This is a genomic window from Bradyrhizobium oropedii (assembly GCF_020889685.1).
Lineage (GTDB): Bacteria > Pseudomonadota > Alphaproteobacteria > Rhizobiales > Xanthobacteraceae > Bradyrhizobium > Bradyrhizobium oropedii.
This window is the reverse complement of sequence record NZ_JACMYO010000038.1, coordinates 40939-53451: the sequence shown is the minus strand read 5'-3', so window position 1 is coordinate 53451 and position 12513 is coordinate 40939. Positions and strand designations below refer to the sequence as shown.

The 12513-nt window shown below is 65.2% G+C and carries 10 protein-coding genes; 5 read left to right on the top strand and 5 right to left on the bottom strand.

Translation table 11 applies throughout. The features are described from left to right. Positions 1-962 (top strand): mandelate racemase/muconate lactonizing enzyme family protein (locus tag H8A95_RS13445; protein WP_229183606.1); only part of this gene is annotated, 962 nt, incomplete at its 5' end. A gap of 295 nt (positions 963-1257) precedes the next feature. On the opposite strand, the gene H8A95_RS13440 is transcribed toward H8A95_RS13445, so the two are convergent. From H8A95_RS13440 to H8A95_RS13430, 3 genes are all read right to left on the bottom strand, one after another. After that, the gene (locus H8A95_RS13440; protein WP_229183605.1) at positions 1258-2496 is read right to left on the bottom strand and encodes an ABC transporter substrate-binding protein; all 1239 of its coding nucleotides are present in this window, start codon (positions 2494-2496) and stop codon (positions 1258-1260) included. Positions 2497-2598: 102 nt separating this feature from the next. After that, positions 2599-4638: a hydantoinase/oxoprolinase family protein gene (locus H8A95_RS13435; RefSeq protein ID WP_229183604.1), complete on the bottom strand. Its 2040-nt coding sequence runs from the start codon at positions 4636-4638 to the stop codon at positions 2599-2601. 7 nt (positions 4639-4645) lie between these two features. Continuing rightward, positions 4646-6298 (bottom strand): hydantoinase B/oxoprolinase family protein, encoded by a 1653-nt coding sequence (locus tag H8A95_RS13430; protein ID WP_229183603.1) that lies wholly within the window; start codon positions 6296-6298, stop codon positions 4646-4648. A gap of 234 nt (positions 6299-6532) precedes the next feature. On the opposite strand from H8A95_RS13430, the gene H8A95_RS13425 reads away from it, so the two are divergent. Genes H8A95_RS13425 through H8A95_RS13410 form a run of 4 tightly spaced genes read left to right on the top strand, consistent with a single transcriptional unit; the run spans position 6533 to position 9775 of the window. Beyond that, positions 6533-7030 (top strand): DUF305 domain-containing protein, encoded by a 498-nt coding sequence (locus H8A95_RS13425; RefSeq protein WP_229183602.1) that lies wholly within the window; start codon positions 6533-6535, stop codon positions 7028-7030. After that, complete coding sequence (locus tag H8A95_RS13420; RefSeq protein WP_229183601.1) at positions 7030-8487, top strand: YncE family protein; 1458 nt, start codon at positions 7030-7032, stop codon at positions 8485-8487. Before H8A95_RS13425 ends, H8A95_RS13420 begins: the two co-directional genes overlap by 1 nt. After that, entirely contained in the window at positions 8484-9014 is a 531-nt protein-coding gene (locus H8A95_RS13415; RefSeq protein WP_229183600.1) for an RNA polymerase sigma factor, read from the top strand. Before H8A95_RS13420 ends, H8A95_RS13415 begins: the two co-directional genes overlap by 4 nt. Then, complete coding sequence (locus H8A95_RS13410) at positions 9011-9775, top strand: anti-sigma factor family protein (protein ID WP_229183599.1); 765 nt, start codon at positions 9011-9013, stop codon at positions 9773-9775. The genes H8A95_RS13415 and H8A95_RS13410 overlap by 4 nt, the downstream gene beginning before the upstream one ends. Before the next feature lie 14 nt (positions 9776-9789). On the opposite strand, the gene H8A95_RS13405 is transcribed toward H8A95_RS13410, so the two are convergent. Next, complete coding sequence (locus H8A95_RS13405) at positions 9790-11025, bottom strand: MFS transporter (protein WP_229183613.1); 1236 nt, start codon at positions 11023-11025, stop codon at positions 9790-9792. 253 nt (positions 11026-11278) lie between these two features. After that, positions 11279-12124, bottom strand: coding sequence for a CmcJ/NvfI family oxidoreductase (locus H8A95_RS13400; RefSeq protein WP_229183598.1), 846 nt, complete (start codon positions 12122-12124; stop codon positions 11279-11281). Positions 12125-12513: the final 389 nt, after the last annotated feature.

The following is a 12513-nucleotide window of genomic DNA, read 5'->3' as shown; positions in this document are numbered from 1 at the left end:
TGGTGGCGCTGGCGCTCGGGGCGATCGAGAACGCGCTGCTCGACGTCAAGGCGAAGGCGCTCGGCGTGCCCTGCTACGACCTGCTCGGCGGCAAGATCCGCGACCGCGTCCGGGTCTACTGGTCGCATTGCGCGACCTGGCGCATCAATCACCCCGACTGGTACAAGCCGCCAATCACCGATCTCGACGGCGTCAAGGCGATCGGCGCCGAGGTGCGCGAGAAGAAATTCACGGCGATGAAGACCAATATCTTCGTCTACACCGACGGCAAGCCGATGGGCTGGCGACCCGGGTTCGGCTCACCGTTCCAGCCCGAGATCAATATCGACCGCACCGTGCTGCGCAATCTCTGCATGCATCTGGAGGCGATCCGCGACGGCGCGGGGCCGGATGTCGATCTGCTGCTCGACCTCAACTTCAACGCCAAGACCGAAGGCTATCTCAAGATCCTACGCGCGATCGAGAAGATGGACATGTTCTGGGTCGAGATCGACACCTTCAACCCGCAGGCGCTCGGCTATATCCGTCGCCAGAGCCCGCACCCGATCTCGTCATGCGAGACGCTGCTCGGCCTGCGCGAGTTCCTGCCCTATTTCACCGAGCAGGCGGTGGATGTCGCGATCATCGACACGCCGTGGAACGGGGTCTGGCAGTCGATGAAGATCGCCGCGGCCGCCGAGCATTTCGAGGTCAACGTCGCGCCGCATAACTTCTACGGCCACCTCTGCACCATGATGAACGCGCATTTCTGCGCGGCCGTGCCGAATTTGCGGATCATGGAGACCGACATCGATCGGCTCGCGTGGGACCACGAGCTGTTCACCCACGTGCCCGAGTTCGTCGACGGCCATCTCGTGATTCCGGACCGTCCGGGCTGGGGCACCGAGCCGAACGAGGAAGGCCTGCGCGCGCATCCGCCGAAGAACAAGGGCGGGCTGCTGAATTACGGGCTGAAGAAGTAGGTCTCTCCACATCGTCGTCCCGGCGAAGGCCGGGACCCATAACCACCGCTGTGTGGTGTGAAAAGGATTGTCACCCCCAGCGGTGCCAAACAACTGAGAGTTGGGGTAATGGGTCCCGGCCTTCGCCGGGACGACGCATTACGATGGAGGGGAAGCACTGCGCCCATCACCGTCATCCTGAGGTGCGAGCGGAGCGAGCCTCGACGGATGCACGGCCGCCAGCCGGGCCGTCGACCCTTCGAGACGGCCGCAGCGCGGCCTCCTCAGGGTGACGGTGATAGAACGGCGGCGGTGCTTAGTTATCCTCCCGCACCGCCGTGAACGCGCTCTCGATCACGTCGCCGATCGGCTGCCAGGCGGTGCCGTCAAACTGCACCAGCCGCATCTGCTTGATCGGGCGGAAATCCTTCGGCCCGGTGTTGATCACAATCCCCGGCAGCGCGATCGGGCTCTGGTAGTCCTTCAGCGAGGCGGCCTGCCGCATGATGTTGTCGCGCGACAGGTCGTCGCCGCACTGGCGCAGCACCTGCATCAGCGTGTCGGCGGCGGCATAGCCGAACACGGCATAGATGTCGTCCTTGTCGCCGTCGGGGAAATATCTGTCCATGAAGGCGAGCCACGCCTTGATCTGCGGGTCGTTCTTCCAGGACGCATCGCCGGCGTCCTTCAGGAACGAGGTCGAGATCACGCCCAGTGAGTTTTGCAGGCCCGCCGGCCGCAACGCGCTGGCGATCGAGGCCGACGCATTGTCGAGGATGAACACCGGATGCCAGTCGAGGTCGGCGGCCACGCGGATTGCGCGCGCCGCGATCGCAGGCGCGCCGTCGAACACGAGGATGTCGGCGCCGGAGTTTTTCAGAATACCGATCTGGTTCTGGATCGCGGTCTCCGATGCGTCGAAGGCGAGATCGGCGACGATCATCCCTGCGGTGTCGCCGAGCCCTTCCTGCAATCCCCTGAACAGGTCGCGGCCGAACTGGTCGTTCTGCCAGAGCACCGCGATCTTGCGCGAGGGATAGGCGGCCTGGATGTAGTTGGCGTAGATCTGCCCTTCGGCACGGAAGGTCGGCTGCCAGCCCATGGTCCAGGGGAAGGCTCTCGGATGCGCCCACTCTTCGTCGCCGGAAGCGACGAACAGCTGCGGGATATTCTTCTCGTTGAGATACTTCCGCACCGCGAGGTTGCTCGGCGTGCCGAACGAGCCGAACATCAACAGCACGTCCTGCTTCTCGACGAGATCGCGGGTCTGCTCCATCGCGGTCTTCGGATTGGAGCTGTCATCGACCGAGACGAACTTGACCTTGCGGCCGTTGATGCCGCCATGCTCGTTGACCATGTCGAAATAGGCCGCTTCCGCCCGCCCGATGGTCGCGAACGCGGCGAGCGGCCCGGTGTAGGGCATGACATTGCCGACGCGGATATCACTGCCGGCCGCCGTCTGCGCCTGCTGCGCGCGCAACGGCGCCGCCGCGAGAACAGCCGCGAGCGCAAGACATATCGAAAGTGCAGTTTGTCGCTTCGTTTGCATCAACATCGCCACAAACGCCGGCAGCAGGCCGGCGCTCCCTCCCAGCGAGCGGAGCTTATCGCCCTAGCCAATGCCGGAAAAATGAAATGTTGATGGCGGAAGCGGACCTCAGCGCAATGTTATGTCGAGCCAGCCCAGCGTATTGACCGTGACGCGGTCGCCGCTGTCGACCAGCACCGTCGTGGTTTCCGCCTCGATGATGGCGGGACCGGCCAGCGAATGACCGGGCTTGAGATCATCGAGCGCATAGACCGGCACCTCGCGCCAGGCACCGAGCCAGGCCTGCCGCTTACTACGCGGCGCGCAGGGCACAGCCGATGCGGCCTCCCCGGCATCGCCGCCGCGGGGCGCGACCTTGCCGACCGCAGCGACGCGCGCATTGACGAACACCACCTCCTGGCCGCGCGAGGCATAGGTGTAGAGCTCCTCGTGGCGGCGATGGAAGCGCTCCTCGATCTGCGCGACCAGATCCGCGGCGCCGAGATCGAGATCGCCGAGCGGCACGTCGATCTCGAACACCTGCTCGCCATAGCGCATCTCGGCCGAGCGCTCGATCGCGATGTCGCCCTTGAACCAGTCGCGCAGCCGGCCGGCCGCCTGCTGCTCCAGCCCGGCGAACAGCGCCCTCACCTCGTCGGCGGAGATCCGACCCGTACCATAATGCGTGCGGCTGACCTCGTAACGCAGATCGCTGGTCAGCATGCCCCAGGCCGACAGCACCGAGGCAACCGTCGGCACGATGATGCGCTTGATCTCGAGCTCGCGCGCGACTTCGGCGGCATGCATGCCGGCGGCGCCGCCGAAGCTGAGCAGCGCGAATTTGCGCGGATCGACGCCGCGGCGCAGCGTCATCAGGCGGATGCCGTCAGCCATCTTCAGATTGATCATCTTGTAGATGCCCGCGGCGGCCTCGATCCGCGACAGCTCGAGCGCTTCCGCAATCCGGTCGACAGCAGCTTCCGACGCCGCGCGATCGAGCGGCCGCGCGCCGCCCATGAAGGCCGCGGCATCGAGATAGCCGAGCACGACATTGGCGTCGGTGACGGTAGCAGCCGTGCCGCCATTGCCGTAACAGGCCGGCCCCGGTACCGAGCCGGCGCTCTCCGGCCCCACGCGCAGCGTGCGGCTGCCGTCAACGCTTGCGATCGACCCTCCGCCGGCCGCAATGCTGGCGATGTCGAGGCTGCGCAGCGCGATGCGCTGGCCCGCGAGCATGCCGTCGGCCGAGAGCGAAGCCGCGCCGTCAGCGATCAGCGAAATATCGGTCGAGGTGCCGCCCATGTCGAACGGCACGAGATCGGGGATCCCAAGCATCTCGGCGCAGCGGCGGCTGCCGGAGATGCCGCCGGCCGGGCCCGACAGCACGGTGCCCGCGGCAAGTCGCGAAGCTTCTTCCACCGGCGCCATGCCGCCATGCGACAGCACGACGAACAGCGAGCCCTTGAAGCCGGCCTCATGCAGGCTGCGCTCCAGATTGGTGAGATAGCGCCGCACCGTCGGCTCGACATAGGCGTTCACGATCGTGGTCGAGACGCGCTCATATTCCTTGATCTGCGGCAGCACGTCGCTCGAGCGCGACACACTGACTTCGGGCAATTCCTTCGCCAGCCGCTCGACCGCGGCGAGCTCATGCGCCGGGTTGAGATAGGCGTGCAGGAAGCAGACCGCGACCGAATTCGCACCCGATCGTTTCACTTCCGCGATGACATCGCCGAGCGCAGCGCCATCCAGCGCAACCGCGGCGCTGCCGTCGGCCTTCAGCCGCTCGCGCACGCCGAAGCGGCGCTCGCGCGGCACCAGCGGCTCCGGCGGCGGCGTACGCAGATCGTAGCGATCCGGCTTCAGCCCTTCGCGCATCTCGACGACGTCGCGATGGCCCTCGGTGGTCAGCAGCGCGACTTTGGCGCCCTTGCGTTCCAGCAGCGCATTGGTCGCAACGGTCGTGCCGTGCACCAGGCGGTCGGTCGCAGCCAGCATCGCCGCGCGCGTGACGCCGAGGCGGCGCGCCAGCTCTTCCAGTCCCGCCATGACCCCGACCGACTGATCGGCCGGCGTGGACGGCGATTTCGCGAAAACCGTGCGCCCGGTTTTGTCAGTTGCAACCAGGTCGGTGTAAGTGCCGCCGACGTCGACCCCAATCGTGTACATCGCTGCCCTATACCGCCTTCGAAACCAGACCCTGCGCGACGTCGCGCGCCCGCGCCTCCGCCGAGCGCTTCTCTGACGGACCCCAGCCGCCACCACCAGACGATCGGATCTCAAGGCAGTCGCCGGGACGCAGCTCGATGCCGACCTCCTTGGTCTTCAACACGCGCGGCTCATGTCCTTCCGAAAGCAGCCGGTAATGATGCGGCTCGCCGTCCTTGCCGCCGAGCATGCCGCAGGGGCCGTGCCGCGCGCCGTCGCCGGCGGTGTTGCCCTTGGCCGGCTTTGCCGTCTCCAGCACCATGTCGAGCGCCACGCCAAGACCGCCGCGATGCTGGCCGTCGCCGCCGGAATCCGGCCGGAACTCATGCTGGCGGAAATGCAGGGGAAAGCGCACCTCGGCAACCTCGATGCTGCCGAATTTGAGACCGCCGACCGAGTGCCATTCGCCGATCGAGGAATAGCCATCGCCGCCCGGTGATGCGCCGCCGCCGGGCCGCGCCTGGAACATGTGCCAGATGAAATTGCGTCCGTTGCGTGGATCCTCGCCCTGGATCGCGATGCGGAAGCGGCGGCCCCAGCCGCCCATCACGCGATCCGGGCAGGAGGCCGACATCGCCTTGATGATCGCTTCCACGATCTCGTTGGAGGGATGGCTGGTGCACAGCGTCACCGGACGGCCGGGATCGGCCCACACAATCGTGCCCTGCTTCGCCACCACTTTCAGCGGCCGCAGCGCGCCGGTGTTCTTCGGGATATCGGCATCGATCAGATAGGCAAAGGCCATCGCGACCGCGGCCTGCATGTTGGCGTGCGACGAGTTTACAAAACTCGTCGATTGCGGATCGGAGCCGGTGAGATCGACCTCGATGTCGCTGCCCTGCTTGGTCACCTTGGCGGCGATCTTGATATCGGTGCGGCCGTGGCCGTCATCATCGAGCAGCGCTTCGCCATAGAACACGCCGTCCCTCCAGGACGATACCACGGCGCGGGTCTGCTGCTCAGTGGCATCGAGGATCGCTTCGATCGCGGCCTCGACGGTCTCCGCGCCGAATTCGCTGAACAGTTTTGCAACCCGGCGCTCGCCCAGATGCGCGGCGCCCAGCATCGCCGCGAGGTCGCCGCGGAATTCCCGGGGGTTGCGGATGTTGAGCGCCAGCAGATCGAGCAGATCCTCACGCGGCTTGCCGGCCTCGTAGAGCTTGATCGGCGGAATCCGGATGCCTTCCTGATAGATCTCGGTTGCGGCGGGATTGTAGGCGCCATGGGTGGCGCCGCCGATATCGCTCTGGTGCGCGCGCACGATGGTCCAGAGCAATCGCTTGCCGCCGTCGAACACCGGCACGAAGGCCGTGAGATCAGGCAGGTGGCTGCCGCCCTGATAGGGATCGTTGAGCAGGATGACGTCGCCGGGCGCGACATCCTTGAAGCGTTCCTCGACCGCCAGCGTCGCCCACGGCAGAGCGCCGACATGCACCGGGATGTGATCGGCCTGCGCGATCAGCCGCCCGCTGGTGTCGCAGATCGCCAGCGAGAAATCGCGGCTGGAATTGAGGATCTGCGAATAGGAGGTGCGAAGCATGGCCTCGCCCATCTCCTTCACGATCGACGACAGGCGGTGCTGGACGACGGAGCGGGTGATCGGATCGATCTTGGCGGACATCTTGGCCCTTATTGGCGCGTGGGATCGCGCAGAGAGGATCGAGGAACCGGTCAACCGAAACCGGAATTCCCTCTTATAACCAGACGCTTCCAGATCGCAAACCGCGGCGCGGGGGCAAAGAATTTATTCCGCCATTCAGTAATTCGTGATCGGCACGAATCTTCACCCCTCCGACGGAATAGAATTCGCCGCCCCGCGTCCCACCCGTGCCAGCCAACTTTCAGGGTGAACGTGATGATCCTGCGATTCTTCAGACCCGGCATCGGTGCCGCGTTGCTCGGCGCGCGTGTACTGTTTGCCGTTGCTCTCTCCCCAGTGGCGCTCGCGCAAGAGGCGCATCAACCGGCGCAGAGCGCGCAGTCGACTGAGGAGAGCGCCTTCCTCGCCGAGAACGATGCGGCGATGACCAAGATGATGAATGACATGGCGGCCAGGCCGAGCGGCGATATCGATCGCGACTTCGTCGCGATGATGACGCCGCATCACCAGGGTGCGATCGACATGGCCGTGATCGAACTCCGCTACGGCAAGAACGAGCGGCTGCGCCGGATCGCACAGGAGATCATCGTCGAGCAGCGCCAGGAAATCGACGCCATGAAGCTCGCCATCGGCGAAAAGGTCACGGACACAACGCCCGCCCCGACCCAACCCGGCGCGCAACCTGCTCCGGCGGCAACCATCCACGATCACACGAACATGCACCACGACATGATGAAGCAGGAGCCCAAGTGATGACGAGCCAACTCATGAAGGCCCTGTTGGCCACCAGCATGATCGCGCTGTCAAGTTCCGCTTTCGCCGGACAGGCGCCGGACGCCGCATCCTCGCCCGATATTCCGATCAGCCATCACGACCGCGTCTACGCCGCCGAACAGTTCTCCAACACCGTGTCGGTCACCGATCCCGTCGACAACAAGCTGCTCGGCGTGATCCGGCTCGGCGATCCGCAGCCCGGCAATTTCAGCCCGCTCTACAAGGGACAGGTGCTGGTCCACGGCATGGGCTTTTCGCCCGACCATCATACGCTCGCGATCGTTTCGATCGGCTCGAACTCGGTGACCTTCATCGACACCGCGACGAACGCGGTCAAGCACACCACCTATGTCGGGCGTTCGCCGCACGAGGCATTCTTCACGCCTGACGGCAAGGAGGTGTGGGTCACCGTGCGCGGCGAGAATTACATCTCGGTGATCGACGCCTCGAGCTTCAAGGAAACGATGCGGATCGAGGTGCCGCCGGGACCAGGCATGCAGATCTTCTCGCCCGACGGCAAATACGGCTACATCTGCTCGTCGTTCGATCCGGAGACCGACGTGGTCTCGGTCGCCGACCATCAGATCGTCGCCAAGGTGAAGCAGGAAAGCCCGTTCTGCCCGAACATCGCGGCCACGCCTGATGGCGAGCAGGTCTGGTTCACGCTGAAGGATACGGGCAAGACCCAGGTGTTCAACGCGAAGCCGCCATTCAATCCGATCAAGACGATCGACACCGGCCCGATCACCAACCACGTCAATTTCGCGAAGACCGCCAAGGGCACCTTCGCCTACATCACCGTCGGCGGCACCAACGAGATCAAGGTGTTCCGCACCGATGACTTCTCGCAGATCGCGACCATTCCCGTCGGCAACCTCCCGCATGGCATCTGGCCGTCCGGCGACGGCACGCGGGTCTATGTCGGCCTTGAAAATGCCGATGCACTGGCCGCGATCGACACCGCAACCAACAAGGTGATCGCCAACATCCCGATCGGCCAGGCGCCGCAAGCCATAGCATACGTGCCGAACGCCGCGCCGAATCCCGATGATCGCCAGAACCTGCAAGCCCTCGGCGTCGCCGGCCAGGCCGCCCACCTCGCGCTCGTACCAAAGCAGCATGCAACGGGCGACAAGCCGCCGACCAGCGTCTCGCTGTTCGACCAGGGCCTGATCCAGGTGGTGCAGGCGTCGGTCACCGGGCTCGAACCCAAGCAGCACTACGTGCTAGGATTGGCGGAACATGCCGACGGGACGGGATCGGTGCAGCCGCTCGCAGCCCTCATGACCAACCCAGCGGGCTCGGCGATCGTCAACGCCACTGGACCGATCCGGCAGATCGTACAAAGCGCGGCCAAGGCCGAACGGCGCTATCTCGTCATCGCATCAGGCGAGCCGGCGAAGCTCGGAGCTGTGGTCCTGGTGCAAGCGCCATGAACGACATGCTGCGCCAGATTGAACCGGTGATTCCAGCCTTGCGCCGCTACGCGCGCGCGCTGGTCCGCAACCGCGCGGCCGCCGACGATTTGGTGCAGGACTGCCTGGAGCGCGCCGTCAGTCATTGGGAGCAACGGCGCGACACCGGCAGCCCGAAGTCGTGGCTGTTTGCCATCCTGCACAACCTCGCGGTCAACCAGTTCCGCGGCGCCGCCGCGCGTGCCCGCCACGTCAGCATCGACGAGGCGGGCGAGCACGAATTCGGACAGAACGCGGTGCAGGAACAGCAGCTGATCTATCAGGACGTGCTCGCGAAGCTTGCAAAGCTTCCCGAGGAGCAGCGCGCAGTGCTGCTGCTCATCGCCGTCGAAGACCTGAGCTATGCGGAGGCCGCCAAGGTGCTCAACATTCCCATCGGCACCGTGATGTCGCGCCTGTCGCGGGCACGTGAGAGATTGCAGCAGGAACTGGAAAAACCTGCGGACAACCAGCAGGGGAATGTCGTGCAGTTGCGGAGCAAGCCATGAGCAATCGCCCGATCTCGGAGGACGATCTGCATGCCTATGTCGACCATGCGCTCGAGGCGGAGCGTCAGGCCGAGGTCGCCGCCTATCTCGAAGGCCATCCGGATGTGGCCCAGCGTGTTGCGTCCTTTTCCGACCAGCGCAGCATGCTGCGTGCGGCGTTGGCACCGATCGCGGAGGAGCCGCTGCCGCCGCAGCTCAATCTGTCCAGGATCATCGAGAGCAAGCGCCGCCGCCCCGCCTCGTTCCGATGGGCGATCGCGGCGATGCTAATGCTCGCAATCGGGGGTGTCGGCGGTTGGGCGATCCGCGGCGCGACGGAGGCGCCGACAGGCGGCCTTGCTGCGCTCGCCCAGGAGGCAAGCGATTCCTATCATGTGTACGCCTCCGATCGGACCCGGCCGGTCGAGCTGCGCGACAGCACCGAACTCGCGGCATGGGTCTCCAGCCGGTTGCGTCAGCAGGTCAAGCTGCCAGACCTGAGCAAGTCGGGTTACCGTTTCATGGGCGGCCGCGTGGTGCCGACCGCACATGGCCCCGCCGCCATGTTCATGTATGACGACGACCGCGGCGAGCGCTTGGTCGTGCTGACGCGGCCGATGACGTCCGACCAGAATGCACCGATGGCGCCGCATTCAGGCAACGACGTCGCCGGTTTCTCCTGGGCCGACGGTGGCATGGGCTACAGCCTCGTGGGACCGGGCGCGGCAGAGCAGCTGAAGCCGCTCGCCAACGAGATCCGCAAGCAGGCACAGTCCATCTAAGTCCGGACAGAGATTTACGCCTTGGTGTAGACCAGGAACAGCACGGTTCCGATCACCAGCGCGAAGGCGATGAACAGCAGCACCGCCGGCAGCCCGAACAGCGCCGCAACGCCGGCGGTGCTCGATTGCAGCAGCGCCGCGCCGAGGAAGAACGCAAGATTGACCGACGACAGCGCCTTGCCGGTGTTCTGGGCGTCGACGAGCTGCCGCGTCATGCCGTAGATCAGCGGCTGCGCCGACGTCGCGAGCCCGATCAGGATCAGCAGCACCAGATCGTATTGCGTCGGCATCACGGCCACGCCCAGCATGTTCGAGACCGGGAAATGCGGCGCGCCCGCCGCCATCAGCACCAGCAGCAGCGCGGCAATGGCATGCGTGGACGCCACCATGGCACGGCGGTGCCCGAACTTGCGATCGAACGCGCCGATACAGGCCGGACCGACGATCATCGCCAGCGTGAACAGGCCAAGCACGTTGCCGGCCTCGATGCGGCTCAAGCCCTTCACATCCATCAGCCACGGTCCGCCCCACAAGCCGCGCAAGGTCAGCGACGCGCCGAGCGACACCAGCGACAGCGCGATCAACCCGCGCAGGCCGCGCGACAGTCCGAGCCGCAGCACCTCGGCCATCTGCCGTAGCGGCGAGGAATCATCCGCATGCGCCGCCGGCTGCCGCGGCACCAGCGCGAACACCGCGATCAGCACGACAATGCCGTAGCCGGCCGAGACCCAGAAGCCGGCACGCCAACCGAACTGATCGACCACGAAGGCCAGCGGGCTTGCCGACAGCAGCATGCCGATATTGCCGATCGAGAGGATCAGGCCGGACCACAGGCCGAACTTCGCCGCCGACATCTGCTTGGCCGCAAGCGTCATCGGGCACATCAGCATGCCCGAGGTGGCGACGCCGAGCATGAGTTGCCCGAGCACGAAGCTCGCGGGGCCAGTGGCGAGCGCCGAAACCAGCGTTCCGACCACGGTGCCGGCTAGCAGGCTCAGCGACACCGGCCGCACGCCGAAGCGATCCATCGCGGCACCGACCGGGATCTGCGAGGCGGCAAAGGAGAAATGATAGATCGAGGTGAGGCTCGCCAGCGCCTGCGGCGAGGTGCCGAAATCCCGTGCCATCAGATCGAGGCTGATCGCCGGGATCGTCCGCAGCAGCGTCGACAGCATATGGCCGGAGGCCAATGCCAGAAGCGCCAGAACCAGGGCACGGAACCCGATCCCCGCCTCTTCTTTAGTCACCACGCCGTCCACGATTCGCCTCTTCCCCGAGCATTTTCGGGACGGGCGTAACATTATTGGGCTGATGGTGCCAACTATGGAGGCATTGCAATTTTCGTTGCCCCACATGCCGTCATGGCCGGGCATAGCCGTCCGAAGGACGGCGTCGCTTCCGCTCGCCTACGTCCCGGCCATCTACGTCTTTCTTCACGCCGGGCCAAAGACGTGGATGCCCGGGACGAGCCCGGGCATGACGAGTTTTTGGAGACTGCGTCCCTTACTGCTTATGGAACACCAGCGTGCGCAGCTCGATGCTCTCGCGCGGCGCGGCATCCGCCGGCGTGGTCGGATCGACAAACGCCGTATGCGGCCCAAAGCGCGTGCGGCCGTCGGTTGCCGAGTCGTAGCATTTCAAGAGGATCGCCTCGTCCGGCGTCATCTCGGGAATGTAGAACCAGCGATGGTTCGGATTGTACTTCACCGAATAGGTCTCGCCGCTGCGGTTCGGATAGATCAGGTCGGAGGCGATCAAATCCTCCGGCGCGACCGTAGTGCCGTCGGCCATCGCCAGCGGTGAATCGCGCAGGGGACCGCGGATCGGGCGCCACAGATTGATCACCTGGACGCGGCCCTTGACGAGTTCATTGGCTTCGTTGGGCAGATGCTCGAACACGCGGTTGCGGCCGGAGATGGCAGTCTGGTCGACATGGACGCGTGTCGCCGGCTGGCGCGGTCCGCCACCGCGGATATCGGCCGCACCCTCGACGCGCTTGCGCACGGTGTGATCGAAGATGAGCACGCGGTCCGCCTTCAGCGTCGCCTTCAGGAAGGCTTCGACGGCGGGATAGTAGACATTGCGGACTTCGTTGTCGTCGTAATAATCCTTCACGACGGTCGGATGCTTGACCAGCGCAAAACCCTCGCGGTCGAGCGAGAAGCTGTCTGATATCAAGCGCCCGTCAAAAATCGGAACGTTGTGGGCTTCGGGCAGCGCGGTGGATTTGGGTTCGCCGGGCGGCGGATCGAAAGCGTAGGTCCGGGGCTTGCCCGGCGTCGGCGCGAGGTAATTCAGTTCAGCGGTCACAAACGGCAGCGACTCGATGCGAGTTTCTTGAAGGCCCATGGTGATCTCCCGGACTCGATTGTTCGTGCTTTTGATCTTGGCGGCACGAGCCGGAGTGACAAGGGCGCGGCGAAAATAGCAACGTTGCTGTTCTCTCCGGTACGGGACGGGAAAATTCCTTGTCGCGCGGCTCCCCGCCAACGAATGGATGTTTTGCGATCACGAGTTCGTTAGCGGCGGCATCCGCTCACGGGTAGTGAGCGCGGAGCGAAACGGCGGAAAGTATCTGACCACGTCATCCTCGCGCAAAGGCTTCGCCTTTGTCGCTGGGAGGTGCGAGCGCAGCGAGCCTCGAAGGATGCGTGGCCCCGTCCGTGGCCGTCGCCCCTTCGAGACGCCGCTTCGCGGCTCCTCCAGCGACAACGGCGAAGCCGTTGCGCGGGGGTGAC